At 57.1% G+C, this 22,846-nt stretch carries 11 protein-coding genes; 6 read left to right on the top strand and 5 right to left on the bottom strand.

Features of this window, described 5'->3' with window-relative positions:
- Positions 1-170: 170 nt before the first annotated feature.
- The gene (locus CFN46_RS09685) at positions 171-1,763 is read right to left on the bottom strand and encodes an aldehyde dehydrogenase (NADP(+)) (RefSeq protein WP_088743378.1); all 1,593 of its coding nucleotides are present in this window, start codon (positions 1,761-1,763) and stop codon (positions 171-173) included.
- A gap of 407 nt (positions 1,764-2,170) precedes the next feature.
- On the opposite strand from CFN46_RS09685, the gene CFN46_RS09680 reads away from it, so the two are divergent.
- The 3 genes from CFN46_RS09680 to CFN46_RS09670 all read left to right on the top strand — a co-directional run bounded on the left by CFN46_RS09680 (position 2,171) and on the right by CFN46_RS09670 (position 7,111).
- The gene (locus CFN46_RS09680) at positions 2,171-3,949 is read left to right on the top strand and encodes an IlvD/Edd family dehydratase (RefSeq protein WP_248623692.1); all 1,779 of its coding nucleotides are present in this window, start codon (positions 2,171-2,173) and stop codon (positions 3,947-3,949) included.
- Positions 3,950-4,086: 137 nt separating this feature from the next.
- The gene (locus tag CFN46_RS09675) at positions 4,087-5,889 is read left to right on the top strand and encodes an IlvD/Edd family dehydratase (protein ID WP_024952483.1); all 1,803 of its coding nucleotides are present in this window, start codon (positions 4,087-4,089) and stop codon (positions 5,887-5,889) included.
- Positions 5,840-7,111, top strand: coding sequence for an aldose epimerase family protein (locus CFN46_RS09670; RefSeq protein ID WP_369597144.1), 1,272 nt, complete (start codon positions 5,840-5,842; stop codon positions 7,109-7,111). The genes CFN46_RS09675 and CFN46_RS09670 overlap by 50 nt, the downstream gene beginning before the upstream one ends.
- Here the strand turns inward: CFN46_RS09670 and CFN46_RS09665 are convergent.
- On the bottom strand, positions 7,057-8,280 hold the full coding sequence (locus tag CFN46_RS09665) for an ROK family protein (RefSeq protein ID WP_024952481.1): 1,224 nt from the start codon (positions 8,278-8,280) through the stop codon (positions 7,057-7,059). The two genes, CFN46_RS09670 and CFN46_RS09665, sit on opposite strands and share 55 nt — an antisense overlap.
- 391 nt (positions 8,281-8,671) lie before the next feature.
- Between CFN46_RS09665 and CFN46_RS09660 the strand changes: the two genes are divergently transcribed.
- Both CFN46_RS09660 and CFN46_RS09655 read left to right on the top strand, forming a co-directional pair.
- Complete coding sequence (locus CFN46_RS09660) at positions 8,672-9,439, top strand: SDR family NAD(P)-dependent oxidoreductase (protein WP_088743377.1); 768 nt, start codon at positions 8,672-8,674, stop codon at positions 9,437-9,439.
- Between the two features lie 116 nt (positions 9,440-9,555).
- Complete coding sequence (locus CFN46_RS09655) at positions 9,556-10,977, top strand: sugar porter family MFS transporter (protein ID WP_051510958.1); 1,422 nt, start codon at positions 9,556-9,558, stop codon at positions 10,975-10,977.
- A 106-nt stretch (positions 10,978-11,083) separates the two neighbouring features.
- Here the strand turns inward: CFN46_RS09655 and CFN46_RS09650 are convergent, their stop codons facing one another.
- Complete coding sequence (locus CFN46_RS09650; protein ID WP_024952478.1) at positions 11,084-11,848, bottom strand: FadR/GntR family transcriptional regulator; 765 nt, start codon at positions 11,846-11,848, stop codon at positions 11,084-11,086.
- 151 nt (positions 11,849-11,999) lie between these two features.
- Positions 12,000-12,923 (bottom strand): LysR substrate-binding domain-containing protein, encoded by a 924-nt coding sequence (locus CFN46_RS09645; protein ID WP_088743376.1) that lies wholly within the window; start codon positions 12,921-12,923, stop codon positions 12,000-12,002.
- 213 nt (positions 12,924-13,136) lie between these two features.
- Between CFN46_RS09645 and CFN46_RS09640 the strand changes: the two genes are divergently transcribed.
- Positions 13,137-13,820, top strand: a complete 684-nt coding sequence (locus tag CFN46_RS09640) for a type 1 glutamine amidotransferase domain-containing protein (protein WP_088743375.1) — start codon at positions 13,137-13,139, stop codon at positions 13,818-13,820.
- A 186-nt stretch (positions 13,821-14,006) separates the two neighbouring features.
- Here the strand turns inward: CFN46_RS09640 and CFN46_RS09635 are convergent, their stop codons facing one another.
- Positions 14,007-22,580 (bottom strand): glucoamylase family protein, encoded by an 8,574-nt coding sequence (locus CFN46_RS09635; RefSeq protein ID WP_254918452.1) that lies wholly within the window; start codon positions 22,578-22,580, stop codon positions 14,007-14,009.
- Positions 22,581-22,846 lie beyond the last annotated feature (266 nt).

Here is a 22,846-nt window from a genome sequence, read left to right as displayed (position 1 = left end):
TTCTACTGTTTTGACACGCCATTAATGTGGAGTGAGATGATAAGTTATGATGAGATATTCATTGTTTCAGCTATGGTTTCAGTAGAGAAATACCAAGTCTATTAAGGGAGAGCACTTTATTGATGGAGTGCTCTCCCTCTTATGAGATATCTCTTGCCAGCCAGGCCCTGTTAGATTTCGCGTTTACCGTCCATCAGTCGGCTGACACCCAATGGATTATTATCCTTAAGTGCTTGGGGAAGCAGGTCTTCGGGCAGGTTCTGATAGCACACTGGGCGTAAGAAGCGGTGTATCGCAGCACTTCCTACTGAAGTGGTACGTGAATCTGATGTGGCTGGATAGGGGCCGCCGTGAACCATGGCGTGACAGACTTCCACACCTGTTGGCCAGCCATTGACCATGACACGCCCAGCTCGGCGTTCCAGCGTAGGAAGCAGTGAGCGAGCGATATCGATATCTGTATCATCCATCTGAAGAGTTACTGTCAGTTGTCCTTCCAGGTGTTCGGCAACGCGCTTAAGATCGCTGAGGTCAGAGCACTCTACGATCAGTGAAGTAGAGCCGAAGATTTCCTCTTGCAGAGCCTTATCTGCCAAGAAATCGCCAGCATTGGCGATGAAGAGCCCAGTCTGGCATTGGTTGGGCCCTTCGCCAGCCTCGCCATATGCGACGTGTCGAGCATGATTGTTGGAGGCCAGCTTTTCCACTCCCTTGCTGTAAGCATCGTAGATACCTGGTGTCAGCATGGTTTGACCGCCACTCGATTTGATCTCCGTGCTGGCGGCATCAATGAATGCGTCCAGGCCCGCGCTCTTGATGCCGACCACGATCCCCGGGCTGGTACAGAATTGTCCGGCGCCCATGTTGAGTGAACCTACAAATGCTTTACCTAGGTCAGGACCGCGAGTCTTGAGTGCTTCCGGTAGCAGGAATACCGGATTGATAGAGCTCATCTCTGCATAGACTGGGATAGGTTCCGAGCGATCTTGCGCGATTCTCATCAGAGCAGTGCCCCCAGAGCGGGAGCCTGTGAAACCTACTGCTTTGATCCGTTTATCACTGACGAGGGCTTGGCCAACGTCAAAGCCAGAGTCATAGATCAGCGAGAAAACTCCTTCGTCGAGTTCACACTCGGATACCGAGGCTTGTATGGCGCGGCCGATCAGTTCAGAGGTGCCAGGATGGGCGGAATGAGCCTTCACTATGACTGGGCAACCTGCGGCGAGCGCCGAGGCTGTATCACCACCGGCAACCGAGAAGGCCAGCGGGAAGTTGCTGGCACCAAATACGGCTACCGGGCCGAGGGAAATATGCCGCTGGCGCAAATCGACGCGCGGCACAGGCTGGCGTTCCGGTAGTGCGGGATCGATGCGCACATCGAGCCACTCCCCGGCGCGCACGATATTGGCAAATAGGCGCAGTTGGTTACATGTTCGCCCACGCTCACCCTCCAGCCTTGCGCGAGGCAGGCCAGATTCTCGCATGGCCCGCTCGATCAGGCTGTCGCCGATGGATTCGATATTTTCTGCAATGGCTTCCAGAAAGGTGGCTCGAGTGTCGAGATCGGTTTCGCTATAGCGATTGGAAGCCTTTTCTGCGAGCTCGCATGCACGTTCGACCTCCGCCTTGCTGCCTGCGTAATAGATTGGCTCCAGACGTTCGCCAGAGGAAGGATCGATTCCTTGGATGACAGAGCCTTGGATGACAGAGCCTTGGGTCAAGATGGCTTGACTACCGATGAGTTGCTTGCCTTCGAGGGTCATGATGATTCCTTGGTTAGGGCATGAAAGAGCGCTTAATGCTCAAGGCTGAGTTGGATCACATCAGGAAGCAGAACGGCACAGGTGGGAACGCATCTTGTAGCGTAGATCACGCTTTCGGTGTCACTCCTGCTCCTTATCTGTGCCTGACAGTCGCTGCCGGGGTATTTTCTGATCTCACTTTAGCGCCTATTTGAACAGTATGTACAACATACATAAGTATAAGTATGTCATATGAGTGTCCGCGTCTTGCTCAAGTTTCTTACTGGCATCCGAGCTGCTAGCTAACGACTGATAGTATGTTCAACATATACCTTTGTATGGTTTTTTTATTGCCGTCTCTCTCGTAGTGTTGCCACTACCACATCTGATCGCTCAGGATTCTGGCAATGACACATGACGCATCATCAGTGAGTTCATACAAAGTGCCTGCCAGCGGTGACACTCCTGCTAGTACGCCAAGACTACGTAGCGCTGAGTGGTTTGGTACTGCTGACAAGAATGGCTTCATGTATCGCAGCTGGATGAAGAATCAAGGTATTCCTGATCACGAATTTGAAGGAAAACCGATCATTGGTATTTGCAATACCTTCTCTGAATTGACCCCTTGTAACGCTCACTTTCGCAAGCTCGCCGAACACGTCAAGAAGGGGATTCTGGAGGCAGGCGGCTACCCAGTGGAGTTCCCTGTATTTTCCAATGGGGAATCGAATCTGCGACCAACGGCGATGTTCACGCGGAACTTGGCCAGCATGGACGTAGAGGAGGCCATTCGCGGTAACCCTATGGACGGCGTGGTGCTTCTGGTTGGCTGTGACAAAACCACTCCTGCACTGCTGATGGGGGCGGCCAGTTGCGACTTGCCGACGCTGGTGGTCACTGGCGGTCCGATGCTCAACGGCAAGCACGAAGGACGCGATATCGGCTCCGGCACCGTGGTCTGGAAACTCTCTGAACAGGTCAAGGCTGGCGAGATATCGCTGCATGAATTCATGTCCGCCGAGGCGGGCATGTCACGCTCGGCGGGCACCTGCAACACCATGGGCACTGCCTCGACCATGGCCTGCATGGCGGAGTCTCTCGGAGTCTCGTTGCCCCATAACGCGGCGATTCCCGCGGTTGATTCGCGTCGCTATGTTCTTGCCCACCTATCTGGGAATCGTATCGTCGAGATGGTGCATGAGGACCTGAAGCTCTCGAAGGTATTGACGAAGGAGGCTTTCGAGAACGCTATTCGCACCAACGCAGCCATCGGTGGCTCGACCAATGCAGTGATCCACCTGAAGGCCATCGCTGGACGCATGGGAGTGGGGCTCGAGCTGGATGACTGGAATCGCATCGGCCGTGGCACGCCGACCATCGTCGATCTGCAGCCTTCAGGGCGCTTTTTAATGGAAGAGTTCTACTACGCCGGTGGCTTGCCTGCAGTGTTAAGGCGCCTCGGCGAGGCCGATCGACTTCCCCACAAGAAGGCTTTGACTATCAATGGCAAGACCTTATGGGACAACGTCAGGGATGCGCCGCTGTACAACGATCAGGTAATCCGCTCGCTGGACAATCCACTGGTGGAGGACGGCGGTATGTGCGTACTACGCGGCAATCTGGCGCCAAAGGGGGCTGTGCTGAAGCCGTCGGCGGCAACTCCGGAGCTGATGCACCATCGTGGGCGTGCAGTGGTATTCGAGAATTTCGATGACTATAAGGCGCGTATCAATGATCCGGATCTCGAGGTCGACGAGCACAGCGTTCTGGTGATGAAGCACTGCGGCCCACGTGGATATCACGGTATGGCGGAGGTCGGCAACATGGGCCTGCCTTCGAAACTGCTGGCGAAGGGCGTGACCGATATGGTGCGCATTTCTGATGCCCGCATGAGCGGGACGGCCTACGGCACCGTGGTGCTGCATGTAGCGCCGGAGGCTGCGGCAGGTGGACCTTTGGCCGTCGTGCAAAACGGTGACTGGATTGAACTGGATGCTTATGCCGGAAAGTTGAATCTTGAGGTTGAGGAGGAGGTGTTGGTCCAGCGGCTAGCAGAAGGTGATCCGAGAGCAACCTCCAACCATATTGCCAGCCAGGGCGGTTATCGCCAGTTATATATAGAGCATGTGCTGCAAGCTGATGAAGGCTGTGATTTCGACTTTCTGGTCGGCTGCCGTGGCGCGGATGTGCCGAGGCACTCTCATTAGAATTCCTTGCGATATATTCATACCGATCTTTCCGACAGCGGCTCACCCGAGTCATTCAGCTCCAGAATGAGCTTGAGCACAACATCCTTCTTAAGTAATCAGATTATTGCGCTTGTCACCCTTGAATGGAGTCTCGCATGACGAATCGCCCCCGCCTCACCTCCGACCAGCTTCGCTCACGCTGGTGGTTTGATAACCCGGAACACCCGGGTACCACTGCGCTTTGTATCGAGCGTTACATGAATTACGGCGTGACCCTGGAGGAGTTGACGTCGGGGAGACCAATTATCGGTATTGCTCAATCCGGCTCCGACCTGACTCCCTGTAATCGTCATCATCTCGAGCTGGTAAAACGTGTGAAGGATGGTATTCGCGCAGCTGGTGGGGTGCCCTTTGAGTTTCCCATGCATCCAATCCATGAAAACGTTCGGCGGCCAACCGCTGCGCTCGATCGAAATCTGGCATATCTCGGTCTAGTTGAAGTGCTGCATGGTTACCCACTGGATGGTGTGGTAATGACCACTGGCTGTGACAAGACCACACCAGCCTGCCTCATGGCGGCGGCTACGGTGAACATTCCCGCTATCGTGTTATCAGGTGGGCCGATGTTAAACGGCTGGCGTGGCAATGAGAGGGTGGGGTCAGGTACGGTCATCTGGGAGCTGAGGAAGCGCTTGGCTACCGGCGACATTGAATATGCTGAATTTCTCTCCAGAGCGACTGACTCCGCCCCGTCGGTTGGCCATTGCAATACCATGGGTACTGCCTCAACCATGAACTCCATGGCCGAGGCCCTGGGGATGAGCTTGCCTGGCTCCGCGATGATTCCCGGGCCTTACAAGGAACGCTCGATGGTTGCCTATCAAACAGGCGATCGGATCGTGAATATGGTTTGGGAAGATATCAGGCCGCTCGATATTTTGACGCGCGCGGCCTTCGAAAATGCGGTGGTGGTGTGTTCCGCGTTGGGGGGGTCTTCCAATGCGCCGGTTCATGTCAATGCCATCGCGCGTCATGCCGGTGTAAAGCTCGATAACGACGACTGGCAGCGTCTTGGGCATCCCGTGCCTCTGCTGGCTAACGTGATGCCGGCGGGAGCCTACCTCGGTGAAGAATTTCATCGTGCTGGTGGGGTACCTGCCGTGGCGCTCGAGCTACTAAAGCATGGGCTGCTGAATGGTGACGTGATGACCGTCAATGGCCATACGATGGCTGAGAATCTAAAAGGTAACGATACGTTGGATGATGACGTCATTCGCCGTTTTGATAATCCGCTGGTTGCCCATGCAGGATTCTTGAACCTCAAAGGCAACCTTTTCGACTCGGCACTGATGAAAACCAGTGTCATCTCGCCGGATTTTCGGCGCCGATTCCTGGATAACCCAGAGGATATTGAGGCCTTCGAGGGCCGGGTGGTCGTATTTGACGGCTCCGAGGATTATCACGCTCGCATCGATGACCCAAGCTTGAATATCGACGCGACGACCATTCTCGTCATGCGCGGAGCGGGGCCAGTAGGGCATCCGGGTGGGGCTGAGGTCGTCAACATGCAACCTCCTGAAGCCTTGATTCGACAGGGTATCGAGTCGCTGCCGTGTCTCGGTGATGGCCGTCAGTCAGGAACATCCGGGTCGCCTTCCATTCTTAACGCATCACCCGAAGCTGCCACTGGCGGCCCCTTGGCATTGCTTGAAACCGGGGATCGGTTGCGTGTCGATCTAGGCAGAGGGCGGGTGGTTTTGATGGTGGATGAAAGCACCCTGGAGCTGAGGCGAGAACGTCTTGATGCGATAGGTGGATATCCTTATCCGGCTCATCAGACTCCGTGGCAGGAAATACAGCGAACACTGATAGAACCACTAGATCGAGGGATGACGCTACGAGGCGCCGATGAGTATCGCGATGTGGCCCGCGTCAGCCCTCCACGAGACAACCACTGATTGGCGCGCACGCAGGCCTGATCGTCGGCTAGCGATCATCCTGAGAGTCATGGTTTCAGGAGCAATGGAGCGCCTACTCAAGAGGAGTCATTTCATGGCGCCAGGTGGCATCCGTACGACTTCCCACGGCCAGCTAGCAGATGGTCGAGAGGTAACGCTCTTCACGCTGGAAAATGCCGCTGGCATGCAGGTATCGATTAGTCCCTATGGGGGAATCGTGACGTCATTGATCGTTCCGGACTGTCGTGGAAGGAGGGATGACGTAGTGCTTGGTTTCTCAAATCTGCAGGCCTATACATCGAGGGAATATCACGATGCCAGCCCTTACTTCGGGGCATTGATAGGACGGTATGGCAATCGCATCGCGGGAGGCAGCTTCATAATTGATGGTACCCGTTTTGCGTTAGCAACAAATGAAGGAGGCAATACACTTCACGGTGGGGTAGATGGATTTGAGCGTCGCTTATGGGAGGCCCGGCCTTTCAGGGAAGGGACGGGCGTTGGTCTTTCGCTGATATTGGAAAGCGCTGACGGTGATCAAGGTTTTCCTGGAAGGCTGAGCATTGAAGTGCGCTATACCCTGCTTGCGGAGAATACTCTCGATATCCGCTATCAGGCAGTGACGACGAAAGCCACTCATGTGAACCTGACGCATCATGGTTATTTCAATCTTGAGGGAGAGGGTGAGGGCAATGTTCTCGATCATCTTCTGATGATCAATGCCGACGCCTTCCTACCGATAGATGACGCTCTGCTTCCTGTCGGTGATCTTCGCTCTGTCACGGATACGCCTTTTGACTTCCGGCAACCGATCTCTATTGGCGCCCGCATCGAGACAGACGATAGGCAGCTTGTGCAGGCCAATGGCTATGACCACAATTTCGTGGTGACACAGGGGAATGAGGATAGCGAGACTCTGACACTGGCTGCGGTGCTTGAGGCACCACGGTGTGGACGAGTCATGAAGGTCTATACGACGGAGCCCGGAATTCAGCTGTATTCCGGGAACTCTCTGGATGGCAGTTTGATTGGAAAATCAGGCAACGCCTACTCAAGATATGCTGGTGTGGCGTTGGAAACACAGCACTTTCCGGACTCACCTCATCATCCGTCGTTTCCATCGACATTGCTGAAGCCCGGTGAGAGATATACCAGCAATACTCAATATCAATTTTCTACCCGTGCCGACCTGGGGCTTGCTGGCGTATCAGAAAGGGCCTGAGAGAGTATCTCGGCAGCAATTCCGCGCGCTGCGACGATGCGGCTGTCGTCGAGAACCCTTGGGACGATGCGTGAGGCATCTGGAAGCAGTCGATTCTGATGCTCCTCAAACATGGTCAGGGCTGGCTCCATCAAGGCTGGGCCAAGGCGGGTCAAAGAGCCCCCAATGACAATTTCCGCGGGGTTCAGTGTGTGATGCAGGTTCAATAGAAGCATGCCGAGTGCTTCGCCGGCATGCTTCAGTGTGGTTGCGACTCTGTTCTGCTCCGGATGACGAGCTATCGCCTTATCCAGCTCACTCTCTTCTGAAATACCCAGTGCGGCACGAATTGACCAACCACTCACCAGAGTTTCGGCACACCCTCTATTGCCGCAATGGCAATAGAGGCCGCTGGGTTGGAGTACCGTATGGCCGATTTCTCCCGCCAGACCATGAACCCCGCGGATAACGCGCAAAGGTCTGCCTTCGACGAGGCCGCTGCCTATCCCCGAGCCTGCACTTATATAAAGCAATGATCCCGGAGTGGGATGATGTGCGTTTCGGAAGTACATTTCACCAAAAGCCGCTGCTTTGGCTTCGTTATCCATCAGCCATATTCCCCCGAGATGTGGGAGACGTTCCCGCAGCATGTCGAGCAGGGCGACATCTCTCCATCCAAGATTTGGGGCCAGGCTCAGGCGTCGTTGACTTGGAGAGGTAGGGCCCGGAACGGCAAGCCCTAGTCCAAGACATTCACGCTGCTTGATCTCGGGTGTCTCGAGTATCTCCTCGACAAGGATTGCCAGCCTATCCAGCGTCTCTTCTGGAGTAGTTTGGAGCAAGGCCAAATGGCGCTCTTCAAGAATGGTTCCTCTCAGCGTGCAGGTCACGACGTGTAGTTCGTGCACACCTATCTCGACACCTACGAGTGCGTGGCGAGTTTCGTTGAGATAAAGCGCTCGTCCGGGGCGCCCACCGCCGCGGCGTTGTAAATCCCCCTCCTGTAGCCACCCTTCGTTCAGTAGTGCCTGTACGGCGGCGCCGACTGTCACCTTGGTAAGTTTTGAGCCTTGAGCGACTTCTGCTCGAGTAAGCCCCGGGGTTTGACGCAACGCCTCCAGGACGGCGCTGCGATTGAGCTGTTTCAAGAAGCTGAGGTCACCGGCTTGTGGACGAGGAGCAAAGGTCATGGGCTGGAAGGCTTCCTGTCGAACGATGGGTGAGAATTCTTACAGTGTATCAAGAAGTTGTCATTCATGACGTAGCTGAAAGCTAGACGTGGTTGGTAATCATAAATTACTAATTGGCATGAAAAGGAAGGTGAGTGATGCTGGCTCTGTGATGGAGGTGTGCTGTTTAAATATGGCGGAATAATCCATAAGTCCGTGGATAACAGGTGTCTATTGGAGAGATATGGGGGACTTAAGTGTAATGGAAGTTGGCGAAAATATCGTTAAGCTCCCATTGATAAGTAAATACTGTTAACTAACCATTTCGCAGGCTTGCCGATACAAGGGCGGACCTCATTGGGTGCCTTTCATGAGTCAGGCGCCTGAATCCACGCCATTCAGAGGTAATTTCATGACTCCACCTTCCACGTCTCCCATCGCTATCTACCCGGGATTGGCCACCAAGCGTGTGGTCATCACTGGTGGTGGTTCCGGTATTGGAGAGGGCTTGGTAACGGCTTTCGTCGAGCAGGGGGCAGAGGTCCACTTCCTGGATCTACGGGATCAGTCATCTGATATCTTAGCGGTAGGTCTTGATGGCGAAGCAGGCTCACGTGCGATCTATCACCAATGTGACCTCACCAATCTCGAAGCGCTAAAGAGAACCCTAACTGATATCGGTGATATCGATATTCTCGTCAACAATGCGGCCAACGACGATCGCCACTCACTTACTGATATTACCCCTGCTTATTTTGATGAGCGTATAGCAGTCAATCTTCGGCACTTGATTTTCGCAAGCCAGGCTGTCGCACCGGGGATGGCGCGTCGAGGAGGTGGCTCCATCATCAATATGGGGTCCATCAGCTGGCATCTCGGGCAAGCGGACCTCGCACTCTACGAAACCTCCAAGGCCGGTATTGAAGGTCTGACACGAGCGCTAGCACGTGAACTCGGGAGTGATGCCATCAGGGTCAACTGCGTCGTTCCCGGTAACGTCAAGACACCACGACAGGCATGCTGGTACTCCGAAGAGGATGAAGCGCAAATTGTCGCTGAACAGAAACTCAAGGTGCGTATTTATCCCCATCACATCGCCTCAATGGTGCTGTTTCTGGCATCAGAAGGTGGGGCTGCCTGTACTGCGCACAATTATTGGGTCGATGCGGGTTGGCTATGACGGCTGATGGCGTTTGTCAGGGATGCCATTAATTACCTGTCGTCATCATCACTCGTTTTGTCAGCAAGCAATATCAGGTTGTAAGTCACGCCAATGAATAACAAAAAGGAATTCCCATGCACGCCGAGACCTTGCCAGAGCTGGCGCAATTAAAGCATCAGCGCTATATCTTCGGAATCTGTTGTATTGCCGCTATCGGTGGCTTTCTCTTTGGTTTTGATAGTGGTGTCATCAACGGCACTGTCGATGGGCTTCAAGCCTCATTCAATTCGAATAGTGCAGGCACTGGGTTCAACGTCGCCTCAATGTTGCTGGGTTGCGCTGTCGGTGCTTTCTTTGCGGGACGTCTGGCTGACCGATTTGGTCGACGTACGCTGCTGATAGCCTCTGCCGTATTCTTCATCGTCAGTGCCTGGGGTTCTGGCGTAGCCGAGAGCTCGCTGGAATTTGTCGTATATCGGGTATTGGGAGGGATTGCAGTAGGCGCTGCCAGTGTCATGACGCCCGCATATATCAGTGAGGTTGCACCAGCCAATAATCGTGGTCGCTTGGCGACCATTCAGCAGGTGGCAATAATCTCTGGTTTATTCGTGGCTTTTCTCAGCAACTATGTATTGGCTAACGTTGCAGGGTCTTCCACGGAAAGTCTATGGCTCGGTTTTGAGGCTTGGCGTTGGATGTTCTGGATCGAGATGGTGCCTGCGACGATATTCTTCCTCGCATTATTGAGCATCCCGGAGAGCCCGCGCTTCCTGATCAGTCGGGGGCGCGAACAAGAAGCGGGTAGTGTGCTGACAACCCTGATGGGCGAAGAAGACGGGCGTGTCAAAGCGGAGGAAATCCGCCATTCACTCGTCAAGCATCATGCTCCAAGCTTGCGTGACTTGTTCAATACCTCCAATGGACGTGTTCATCGTGTCGTCTGGGTGGGTATCGGGCTGGCAGTATTTCAGCAGCTGGTGGGTATCAATGTCGTCTTTTATTATGGCGCGGTGCTGTGGCAGGCAGTGGGCTTCTCCGAGGGTGATGCCCTATTGATCAACGTGATCAGTGGCGCAGTGTCTATCGGGGCTTGCCTGGTGGCTATCTCGCTGATTGATCGTATCGGACGTAAGCCACTGTTATGGGCTGGCTCCGTTGGCATGGCGGTGACGTTATGCATAGTGGCATATGCTTTCTCTACCGCCTCAAACATTGACGGAGCATTATCATTATCAGGCAGCATGGGGATTGTTGCGCTGCTGTCGGCCAATGCTTATGTGTTGTTCTTCAATGTGTCATGGGGGCCGGTAATGTGGGTCATGCTAGGGGAGATGTTCCCTAACCAGGTTCGTGGCTCCGGGCTCGCTGTCGCGGGACTATTTCAGTGGCTCGCCAATTTTGCTATTACCATGACTTTCCCGATCATGCTGGCGGGTATCGGCTTGGCGGCCGCGTATGGTGTTTATGCTTTCTTCGCTGCCTGTTCCATTGTGTTCGTGATGAAGGCTGTCAAGGAAACGCGTGGTAGAGAGCTGGAGGAGATGGAGTACGAATAAGGTTTGGCTTCAGTGACGTTCTCTATTGGAGTGAAGTTCACTAATTGATGGTCAGCGGTATCACTCAATCAGCCCCTCATTGTTATCAATGAGGGGCTGATTGAGTTCAAGAAGAAGGGGGAAGTGCAAAGTGACTGCCAAGGATGGTCTCGCCTGGCTCGAGGCCGAGTGCATCCGCTGTTCCGCCGAGAACTGCTTGAGCTGCAAGAAAGGCTTTCTGAGGCTGACGTGTGCGAATTGCCTCCATCAGTATTCGATGGCGCTCCAGGCTTGCTTCGGGGTCAGTAGCATTCTCGTTGGACATCTCAATCAGCAGGTAGATTGAAGGCCGTAGAATATGCGAAAGCTGTGACCAGACGATGTTGCGAGTCGCTTTGAAGATTGCCACATGAAACGCGATATCGTAATCACTGTGCAGACGCTTCATGCCATTTTCCGCGGCATTCATGTCCTGGGCCATGCCATCGAAAGCTTCCTCTATGGCGACGAGATCTCGTGCAGTGGCACGACGTGCGGCCGTCATCGCTACATAGGGTTCGACGTCCAATCGAAAGGCGAGAATCTCGCGTTGTATTTCTGGATTGGGGGCCGCGTAGCAGGTCATCCAATGAGTGACCTGAGGGTCCAGAATATTCCATTCTTCAAACGCCCTGACCTTCGAGCCATGGCCCGAGATGCGCTCAATGATGCCTGCGTCCACAAGCTGGCGCAGATCGCTACGGACTGCGGAGCGATTGATCTGAAATTCCTCGGCTAGATCCACCTCTTTGGGGACGAAGCTGCCGGGACGATATTTACCGGAGAAGATGGCTTCAGCAAGATATTCACTGATGCTAGGCCGTGATCTGGTGCCTTGAAGAGGGGGCTGCACTGGCTGACTCCACTAGAAAACGCGTTTGATGCTAGCGAATGTTGAACATAGTCTCAATCTTATCAGTTTCTTGCTACCGCGTTCCTGCTATCAAGTTCTTGATACATGCTATGCATGCTGCCTTTTTTACTCGGTCTGCATGTCGGTAGGATCATTCTCCTGAATTGCGACAGCACTCGATAATCTGATCCCTTAGCCAGCGATGTGCAGGGTCTTTCTGATAGCGGCGATGCCAGCTGAGATGGAAGGGGAAGGAGGCGAATGCTACCGGTGGCGCGACGGTGGTCACGGAAAATTGATCGCTGAAATGCTGACACAAGCCTGTCGGCAGGCTGGCGATCAAGGGCGAGCGCTCGAGCAAAGAGGGCACGGCCATGAAGTAGGTGACGGCAAGAGCCACCTCGCGCTTTAGCCCTTGGCCTTCCAGCTGCTTGTAGATACCGCTCTTGAGTCGAGTATGGGGTTGTACGAGTACGTGGGCATGTTGCTCGAAATCCGCTTTCGTCATTCGCCCCGCGCTATCCAGCCGCTCCAGAAGCGGGTGGCCGTTGCCGACCAGACACTCGATGCCTTCCCGAATCACCTCGCGTACCACCAGATTTTCCGGTGGCTCTACCTGACGCCCGAAGGCGAGATCCGTGGTGCCGCTCATCACGCCGGCTTCGCTCATGTCCTGTGAAAGACGACGTATCTGAATCGTGATGCCGGGTGCGCATACTCGCAGAATGACCGCCAGTTGTGGCAGTACCAGCACTTCGAAGTAATCGTTGGCGGCGATCTCGAAATGACGTTGTTCAGTGGTTGGATCGAAGTGACGCTCACTGTTGATCAGGCCGTCGAGGTCCGTCAGAGCTGCCTCGATGGTCGGGAACAGATGCTCGGCCTTCTCCGTCGGACGCATGCGCTGACGGTCACGGATGAACAGTGGATCATTGAATAGCTCGCGCAGCTTCGAGAGTGCTGCACTCACCGAAGGCTGACTCAGGTGCAGTCGTTCACCCGCACGGGTGACGTTCTGCTCCAGGTAGAGCGCGTGAAAGGTGCGCAGCAGGTTGAGATCGTAGTTGAGTTTCATCATGACACCCGACAGGCATTGAGCTCACACAAGAGTGAGGGGTGAGTACTATTTGTGTGGATGATAGCAGCTATATGGACTATCGATTGTGATGATGGTGGCAGGCGCAGTATGGTGGATCCCAACACACGGAGAGCGAATTTCCGTTTCAAGCTTCATCAAGCGCGTTTCATCTACTGCAATATCGCGGTATCCCCGCACAAGGAGAGCGTCATGAGCAAGGTTCTAGTGGTTGTCACTTCCCACGATACCCTCGGTGACACTGGCAAGAAGACAGGCTTCTGGCTGGAAGAGCTGGCAGCGCCCTACTACGTGATGAAAGATGCAGGTGTCGAGGTGACACTCGCCTCTCCCAAGGGTGGTCAGCCGCCGCTGGACCCGGCCAGCGAAGGCGAAGACTTCCAGACGGATGCCACCCGTCGCTTCAATCAGGATGACGCCGCGCAGCAGGATCTTGCCACCACCGCCGTGCTGTCCGAGATGCGCGTCGAAGATTACGATGCCGTCTTCTATCCGGGTGGCCACGGCCCGCTGTGGGATCTGACCAACGACGCCGATTCCATCCGTCTGATCGAGCAATTCCATGCGGCTGGCAAGCTGGTCAGCTCTGTCTGCCACGCACCCGCCGTGCTTCTGAACGCACACAAGCCGGATGGCACTCCCTTTGTTGAAGGTGTGCATGTCACTGGCTTCACCAATGGCGAAGAGGAAGGTGTCGGCCTCACCAACGTCGTGCCGTTCCTGGTGGAAGACGCGCTGCAGCAGAAGGGGGGAATCTATGAGAAGAAGGACGATTTCACGTCCTATGCCATTCAGGATGGCCTGATCATCACTGGTCAGAACCCGATGTCTTCCGAGGCGGTGGCAGAGCTACTGCTCAAGAGCCTCGAAGCCTAAGTCACGTCACAAAACGGCCCTTCACCATCAGGTGAAGGGTCGTTTTTTTATGGGCTGACGCCGAGTGGGACGGCGACGAGATTCCGTTCAGCACGAGACGTCATCCTGTTGAGAGACGCGCTTTTCGCTACTCCTGATCAGCTGTCCGTTCTCCCGCCAAGGTCCTGTTGAGAGACGCGCTTTTCGCTACTCCTGATCAGCTGTCCGTTCTCCCGCCAAGGATGACGTGGCGGGTAACACGAGCGTCACAAGATGGCGTGCGCCATCGAGGGGGACACGGATCGTTTGCGCCTCGCAGAGTATCTCATCTCCATTCAGTTGCGCTGTTGAGACAATGAGAGCGGCGTCTGTCGAGCGTTTTACCTGAAGCGTGTAATGCGACGACGCCACGCTGATGGTTGCCTCGAATCCCGGCCAGGCAGGCGGCAGGCACGGGGCGATGACAAGGACATCGCCTTCGCGACGAATACCGAGAATGCCCTCCAGGCCCGCGCGGTACATCCAGCCTGCGGAGCCCGTGTACCAGGTCCAACCACCGCGTCCTTCATGTGGCGCAATGGAGTACACATCCGCGGCGACGACATAGGGTTCGACCTTGTAGCGTTCCGCTTCCTCCCGGCTGAGAGCATGATTGATGGGGTTGAGCAGCGAGAACAGGTTGGCCGCCTTGTCGCCCTGTCCCAATGTTGCATACGCCAGGATGGCCCACATCGAGGCATGGCTGTATTGGCTGCCATTTTCCCTGAGTCCGGGAGGATAGCCACCGATATAGCCCGGGTCATGTTCAGGCTTGTCGAAAGGCGGCCAGAACAACAATGCCAGCCCGGGGTCCACCCGGATCAATTCTTTCTCCATCGACCGCATGGCGAGTGCGGCACGTTGTGGATCGGCCGCGCCGGACAGCACCGCCCAGGTCTGGGCAATCGAATCAATGCGACACTCATCGCTTGCATGAGTCCCCAGCCAGGTGCCGTCATCGTAGGTCGCACGTCGATACCACTCACCATCCCAGGCATGTTGTTCGAGGGATTCGCGTACCGACTCTGCGTGGGCACGCCAACGTCTGGCGCGAGACTCTTCGCCGCTTCGTTGCTCTGCGAAGGGCACGAAAAGCGCCAGGGTGCGTATCAGCAACCACCCCAGCCACACGCTCTCGCCCTTGCCGGCTTCCCCTACACGGTTCATGCCATCGTTCCAGTCACCCCCGCCGATCAATGGCAGACCATGCTCACCCGTCAGCGTCAGGCATTGATCGAGACCACGAGCGCAATGCTCATATAGTGAGGCTGTTTCGTCAGCAATCATGGGCTGGAAGAAGGCGTCGTGTTCACCGCTGGCCAGCAACGCGCCTTCGAGGAAGCTCACCGGCTCATCCAGCACGGCAGTGTCGCCAGAGGTGGTGACGTACCGGGCGCAGGCATAGGACAGCCAGACCCGATCGTCGGAAATGCGCGTACGCACGCCCTGACCGGAATGCGGAAGCCACCAGTGCTGGACATCTCCTTCGACGAACTGACGCGATGCGGCACGCAGCAAGTGATGTCGAGTCGTTTCGGGGCTGGCGAAGGTCAAGGCCATGCCGTCCTGCAGTTGATCACGGAAACCGTAGGCACCACTGGACTGATAGAACGCGGAACGCGCGGTGATGCGGCAGGCCAATGTCTGATAGAGCAACCAGCCATTGAGCATGATATCCATGGCGCGATCGGGGGTTGTGACTTGCACCGCTCCCAGCTGCTCATGCCAGTGGGCGGCCACCGCCGCGAGCTCAGCATCCAGGTCGGCCTGACGATACCGGAGAATGAGTGCCCTGGCGTCTTCATCGCTATGACATTGGCCGATGAAAGAGGCGATCTCGACGGTCTCGCCGGGCGCCAGCACGATGCTGCATTGCAAGGCCGCGCAAGGATCCCACCCAGCGCCCACGGCGCCTGAAAGAGGAGTGCGACCAGCAAGGCTTGCGGGGGCGGCATGGCTGCCACCATGGCCGAGAAATTCGCCGCGATCAGCGGTCCAGGTCGTTTGCAGGCCGCTGAGATCGGCGAAGGCAACACGTCCGGGGAAGTTCATGTTCCACGGATTGCTGGCCAGCAGCGCGCCACAACTTTCATCCCGGCGTGTGACAATGAAGGGGGCGGATGCGCCGCGAGACAAGCTCAATGTCCACTCCGCATAGGCCGTGACAGACAGCTTGCGTGGCCGTTTCGAATGGTTTGTCAGGGTGAGACGCGAGATCCGGATAGGGTCATCCAGCGGCACGAAATGGATCAGGTCGAGGCCGATACCGTGAGCCTCGTGTTCGAAACGGCTATAGCCGAATCCGTGGCGGGCTACGTAACGCCCCTGATCACGTACCGGCATTGCCGTTGCCGTCCATACTGCCAGGCTCTCTTCATCGCGCACGTAGATCGCATCGCCGCAGGGGTCCATCACAGGATCGTTGGACCAGGGCGTGAGCGTATTCTCGCGGCTGTTGTCGGCCCATGTATAGCCTGCGCCTTCCGCCGATACCTGAAAACCGAAGCCGGGGTTGGCGACGACATTGAGCCAGGGAGCCGGCGTGCTGCGGCCGGCCTCCAGGATCGTCACATACTCCTTGCCCTGCTTGTCAAAGCCCCCGAGACCATTGAAGAACTCCAGCGCAGGCAGCATGTCTTCGTTCTGAGGTGCTTCGTCCTGAGGTGCTTTGTCCTGAGGTGCTTCGCCCTGCAGCGGTTGCACTGTTGCAGGCTCAGGCTGGTTCGTCGTCTCGGACATCGCGTCGGGCATCTTCCCGGACGGCGGATAACACAGTGCAGGCGGTATCAGAGCGAGCTGGTCGGCAATGGGTCCACGGTGCGCCATCAGCATCACCCTCGCCACGGACTGCAGCAATAGACGTGATGCAAGGCTCATCAGGTCAGCGCGCAAGACGATGACCGAGCCCTGATCATGGCCCTCGTGCATGCGCGGGCGTGTCTGGCTGCTCTGCACCGCGGTTTCTATCGCTTGCTGGAGGTCCTGGACATAGGAGGAGGCGCGCTCATTGATGATCACCAGATCGACGCCAAGGCGCTTCATTCGCCAATATTCATGGGCGCGCAGCAGCTGGCGTACCTGGGCCATGTCCTCGGTGGAATCGATGCGCACCAGCACGATCGGCAGGTCGCCGGAAATGGCCAGCGGCCATAGTGAGGATTGCAGGCCAGCGCCGCGTGCAATGGCTTCCCGCGAGGCCCTGAATCGGATATCGGCATACAGGATGGGGGCGGCCAGGCGCTGGAAGTCCGAGGCCTCTTCTGGCGTGATCCCCAGATGGCGAAGCTGAACCTGTGCCTGGGTCCAGGCCAGCGTCTTGGCGCGTTCATAGGCGCTGCGGTCGTGGTGCTTGTCGATCAGATCCAGCAGCGCTTCGCGAGACGCCGCCACGACAGTCCAGAAGGCGATGCGAGTGACTTTGCCGGGGGGCACCTTGAGGCAATGGCGCAGTGAGAATACCGGGTCGAGAACCGTGCCGGTCGTGTTGCTCAGGCGCTGTTTTTCCTTCAGTGCAGCGGCTGTCATCACCGTGCGCCCCCTGCCGATGAACTGGGCGCGATCGGTCTCATATTGGAGCGCGCCGAGGGATTCGCCTTCCACTATCGCGAAGTGCGCGGCCCAGATCTCAGCCTCATCTGGACTGCGTCGACGACGTGTCGCGATCAACGCCTCGAATTCTTCCAGGTATTCGGTAACCACGAACAGCTTGGCAAACGCTGGATGAGCATTCTCGGTGGTGGGCGTGGTCAGTACCAGTTCCGCATAGGAGGTCACTTCGATCTTGCGCGCCTTGCGCCCGCTGTTGGTCAGGGACACGCGACGGACTTCGCTATCATCCTCGCCAGAGACAAGGACATCGAGGTGAGTGGTCAGGGTGTCCTGGCGATGCGTGAAGCGGGCATAATCTTCTGCAAAGAGCACATCATGGCTGTCTGCCTTCGCTTCTCTGCCACTGCCGGGCATGGGGCCACTGGCTGACCAGACGGTGGATGTGTCCCTGTCACGCAGGAAGATGAGGCTGCCCAGGTGATCACGGGTCGCATCTTCCAGCCAGCGACTGATGGCGATGTGCTGCCAGCGGCTATAGCCGGCTCCCGTCGCCGTCAGCATGACGGAATAACGACCGTTCGAGAGCAGGTGGGTGACGGGTGCGCCGGCACACGTTGCCGGGATACACCGGATCGCCCGACCATCGTTGAGCGTGTCTCGCGGGGGTGACGTGACTTCTTCTGCGCGAGGATGCGCGATTGCCATGTTGCGCGGGATGCGTTCCTGCAACAGCAGCTCGCAGGCCTGAATGATCGGCTCACGATGGAAGCGTTCACGCATCTGTCCGTCATGAAGGGTATTGGCAATCGCCACGATGCTCATGCCCTGATGGTGGGCCATGAAACTGCGCACGATGGAAAACGGCTTGCCTGCCTGGAGGCGCGAGGGCGTGAAATCGAGTGCCTCATAGAATCCATGGCGACCCAATGCGCCCAGCTCAGCAAGGCGCGCGAAATTGCGATGCGCGGCGAGGGGCTCGACCATCGTGGCCAGCCCGGTCGCGTAGGGCGCGACGACCAGGTCCGCTGACAGGCCACGCTTCAGCCCCAGCCCCGGTACGCCGAAATTGGTGTACTGATACGTGAAATGCACATCGCGAACGTTATAGGCCGATTCGGAGATCCCCCACGGCATGTCGCGTCCTGCGGCATAGGCCATCTGGCGCTTGACCACCAGGCGATTGGTTTGCTCAAGCAGACTGCCGGCCGGCGCCCGCATCACCAGCGATGGCATCAGGTATTCGAACATCGAACCTGACCACGAAATCAGCGCTGAGCCATGCTCAAGTGGCGTGGCCGTCCGTCCGAGACGGAACCAGTGGCGCGTCGGAGCATCGCCCTTGGCAATCGCCAGCAGACTGGCCAAGCGGGCTTCGGAAGCGAGCAGGTCATAACAGCTACTATCGAGTGCATTGTCGTCCACGGAATAGCCGATCGACAGCAACTGGCGTTCAGGCACGAGCAGGAAGGCGAAATTCATTCCCAATGCCATCGCTCGAGCGTCGGCAGCAATCTGTCTGAAGCGCGCCAGGAGCTGGTCACAGGGATCAGTCTTGGTGGACTCTTTTTGATCGTGGTAATGCTCGGCGGCCGACTTGCGCAGCACCCCTACCCAGAACAGCACTTCTTCGGCCCAGCCTGCCTCGGTACCGCGCAGGGAATCATGGGCGATTCTCGTGGTGTGATCCGCGAGTTGTCGCAGTGCGGACAGGCCCGTGATGAACGACGCCTCTGTCTGCAAATATCCTTCGATGTCCTTCAGGCAGAGGCAGAGCGGTGCGATCAGCGTTGCATGTGTCGCCGGGACTGCCTTGAGGGCGTCGCGTAGCAGGCTCAGATTGTCGGCGACGCCTTGACGCAGAGTGGGCAACTGCCGGGTTCTTGACCAGGTATCACAGGCATTGGCGACCACCAGCAGATGGCCCGCCAGGTTGCCGCTATCGACCGAGGAGACATATCTTGGGTCCAGCGGGCGCAGGTCACGAGTATCGTACCAGTTGAAAAAATGTCCACGGTAACGGGGAAGCGTCTGCATGACGCCCAGTGTGGCCTCCAGACGCTCGGCGGTATTGAGCGCACCCAGCCACCCAAAATCCCGGGCGGCCAGAGTGGACAGCAGATAGAGCCCCATGTTGGTGGGAGAGGTGCGATGCGCGATGACGGGCTGAGGGGTTTCCTGAAAATTGTCCGGTGGCAGCCAGTTGTCGCGAGCGGTGACGAAGGTTTCGAAGAAGCGCCAGGTCCGTCGCGCGATCAAGCGCAGTTCACGTGCTTCGGCATCAGACAGCGGCGCCTGATGTTCAAGGCACCCCGGCCGACTGACCCAGGCAGCGATAGCTGGCGCTGCCAGCCACAGCAGACCTGCCAGTAGTGCCACCGGCCAGGCCTCGGGCGACTGGATCACGACACTCAATGCGGCGGCCAGCGCCAGCAATATCCCCGGCGCCATACTGCGATAGAAGCCGGTCAACGTCAGTCGCGGGCGACCGGTTGACTGGGCCGCCGTGGTCCACTCAAGCAGATGGCGGCGAGTGATCGTGACCCGAATCAGCGTCCTGACGATGGCATCCAGCATCCGCCAGGCTTGATCGGGCAGGAAGGCGAGCCACAATAGTGTCTGTATCGACGCCAGTCTGAGTTCGGAGAACCATTGCTGAAAATAGTGGCGCACGTTGATGCCAGACCGCCTTGGCACCAGCGACAGCAACAGCGGCAGAAGCGGAGGCGCGGCAATGACGATGATGGTGCCCAATGTGCCCAACAGCGCCGCGGGCAGCGGCAATAACCAACTGATGATCAGAAAGGCGAGCAGGAGTGGTGCAAGGAGTGAGCGGCGAAGGTTGTCCATCAGTTTCAGACGCCCGGTCCAGGGCATCGTCTGCGCAACGATCCATGGCAGCAATTGCCAATCGCCTCGTGTCCAACGGTGCTGGCGCTTGGAGGCAACATCGTAGCGGGAGGGGAATTCCTCGATCACTTCGATATCCGAGGCCAGCCCGGCCCGAGCAAACACGCCTTCGAACAGATCATGGCTGAGGACGCTGTTTTCTGGCACACGCCCGCTGAGCGAGGCTTCGAATGCATCAATCTGGTAGATGCCCTTGCCGGCGAAGGACCCCTCGCCAAGCAGGTCCTGATAAAGGTCTGAGGTCGCCGCAGCGTAGGGATCTATTCCGCCGGGCGCGGAAAAGAGGCGTTGGAAGATCGAGCCTTGTCGACCCATTGGTAGCGAGGGTGTGACACGTGGCTGCAATACCGCATAACCCTCAACGACGCGCTGGCGGCTTTCATCGAACCTGGGCTGATTCAGCGGATGCGCCATCTTGCCGATCAGTCGACTGGCTGCCCCCCGCGGCAAGCGGGTGTCCGCATCCAGCGTGATGACATACTGCACATCACTCGGCATGGCCGCGGGCGCCAGGAAGGTGGTGTCGTTGGCACCGCGCAGCAGGCGGTTGAGCTCCTGTAGCTTGCCGCGTTTTCGCTCCCAGCCCATCCAGCAGTTTTCACTGTGATTGAAGACCCGTCGCCGGTGCAGCAGGAAGAAGCGATCATGGCCATCAATGTCGCCATGGCGCTGGTTCAATTGCGCGATCGCTTCACTGGCGGCCGCCAATAGCGGCGCATCGTCGTTGATGTGTTCGTGCTGAGCATCGACCCCATCGGTGAGCAGCGCATAGACAAGCGCACCGCCACCGCTGGCCAGATGATGTACCTCCAGTCGCTCGATCTGCTCGTGAAGTTCGGCCGCATTGGTCAGCAAGGTGGGTACGGCAATCAGGGTGCGCAGGCTAGAGGGGACACCTTCCGAGAGATCAAGGCTGGGTAGCGGCTTGGGGCCAACACAGAAGATGATGAGGCGACTGGCCAACAATGTCGCGATCTCGGTGGCCGGCAGCAACCCAAGCAATCCGAGTAGCCACAGCCAGCCAGTGACCGATTCACCGCCGGACAGTGACCATAACCCTGTCAAGGTCACTGCCAGCAACGCGGCGGTCATGAGTGCAATCAGGCTCACGTAACCGCCAATGCCTGCGCTGACAAAGCCCTGGCGTATGCGCTGGCGCAGTGAAGGCCGAAAGCCGAGGGTTCGTTCAAGTGCAGGGCGCCCAGCGGCTATCAGAAAATAGCCGGGATCACCGCGGCGAGCGGTTTCGATGGCGCCCTCAGCGTTGGCCAGTGCTGCGTGTGCGGCGGCCAGGGCGTGCTCGGCAACCTCCAGTTCTTGCCAGTCAGAGCCACGCGCCAGTTGCTCCACGGCACTGCGATAACTATTGCGGGTCGGGAAGTCGAGAGTCGCGAAGAGAGGGCTCTGGTTGAGCCGCGCATTGACCAGACTGACGCTTTCGAACAACTCCGCCCAATCGATACTCGAGACGAAGTGCATGCTGGTGATGATGTTGCGCACGGTAACGTTGGCGGCCCCCTGATGTTGCTGGGCTCGCTGCACCACATTGTCGACAGAGCCGCCTTGAGACCTGACTTTCCGCTCAAGCCAGTCCACCATGGGATTGGTGCGCGGATCCAGACCTCGCAAGCGCTTGGCCAGCTGGGCGACGAAGGGGTCTTCTAATGGCGTTGTACTTCGCGGCAGCGTGGTGATATCCAGGGTTGGATAGAGTTCTTCCGGCACCAGCCACTGACTGGCCAGGGCATCTGCCTCATTGCGGGCAGACTGCTCGCTGACAATTTGTTCGGCGAGGCGCCGCAGGTTTTCGACAAGCACGATGCGAAGCGTGATCGCGACCGCCCAGAGCTCGCCGATCGTCAAGGGCTGAACGCGCTGATAGGCCGTGATGAAGTCGTGCAGAGTGTCGATGTCGAGGTGGCTGTCGGTGTGAACCACAAAGGCCCAGGCAAGGCCAAAGACACGCGGATAGCCGGAAAATGGGCCTTCTGCCAGTTTGGGAAGCTGGTGATAATAGCCGGGAGGAAGGTCATCGCGAACCTCGCGAATCTGGGCCTCGATGAGATGATAATTATCGAGTAGCCAGGTGGCGGCAGGCACGATGTCGCGTCCCTCCGCGACTTCCAGCGCACTGGCGCGATAGGCCTTCAGTAGCACCTTGGCATTATCCTCAAGCCGTGCCGACAGCGACAATACTTTAGGAGGCGTGTCAGTGACACCCTGCGCGAGCGCAAGGCTACCGGCATGTTGTTCGAGACGCTCAACACTGAACAGCTCTCCCCGCACGGGGGCTGTATCATGCCAAGGTGAAGACGAAGACGAAGGAAAAGCCCGGAGCACCATATTAAGGAGAGAGGTCACGAGCGCTATCCTGGTCGATGCGCATTACCCATGGGGGCAAGCGATAGTACGTCACCAGAAAGTATGTAGAAAGCTCATGAAACTGTCTGTTCGCTAGCGCACATATCCCTCCCTGCCGCGGCGCCTCGGCAATTTAACGTAGTGTGGTGTTCAACGGTTTGTTATTACCAGTGAGCACTCAGTCTTTTTAA

The sequence above is a fragment of the Cobetia sp. QF-1 genome, from assembly GCF_002213105.1.
In the GTDB taxonomy this organism is placed as follows: domain Bacteria; phylum Pseudomonadota; class Gammaproteobacteria; order Pseudomonadales; family Halomonadaceae; genus Cobetia; species Cobetia crustatorum.
Note: the sequence above shows the minus strand (reverse complement) of the source record. Positions and strands in the feature narration are given on the sequence as shown.

Bases quoted from the DNA above. Each gene is read 5' to 3' on its own strand.
- CFN46_RS09640 (WP_088743375.1), top strand. From the start codon at position 13,137: ATGAGCAAGGTTCTAGTGGTTGTCACTTCCCACGATACCCTCGGTGAC.
- CFN46_RS09665 (WP_024952481.1), bottom strand. From the start codon at position 8,280: ATGACCTTTGCTCCTCGTCCACAAGCCGGTGACCTCAGCTTCTTGAAA.
- CFN46_RS09655 (WP_051510958.1), top strand. From the start codon at position 9,556: ATGCACGCCGAGACCTTGCCAGAGCTGGCGCAATTAAAGCATCAGCGC.
- CFN46_RS09675 (WP_024952483.1), top strand. From the start codon at position 4,087: ATGACGAATCGCCCCCGCCTCACCTCCGACCAGCTTCGCTCACGCTGG.
- CFN46_RS09670 (WP_369597144.1), top strand. From the start codon at position 5,840: ATGAGTATCGCGATGTGGCCCGCGTCAGCCCTCCACGAGACAACCACT.
- CFN46_RS09645 (WP_088743376.1), bottom strand. From the start codon at position 12,923: ATGAAACTCAACTACGATCTCAACCTGCTGCGCACCTTTCACGCGCTC.
- CFN46_RS09685 (WP_088743378.1), bottom strand. From the start codon at position 1,763: ATGACCCTCGAAGGCAAGCAACTCATCGGTAGTCAAGCCATCTTGACC.
- CFN46_RS09660 (WP_088743377.1), top strand. From the start codon at position 8,672: ATGACTCCACCTTCCACGTCTCCCATCGCTATCTACCCGGGATTGGCC.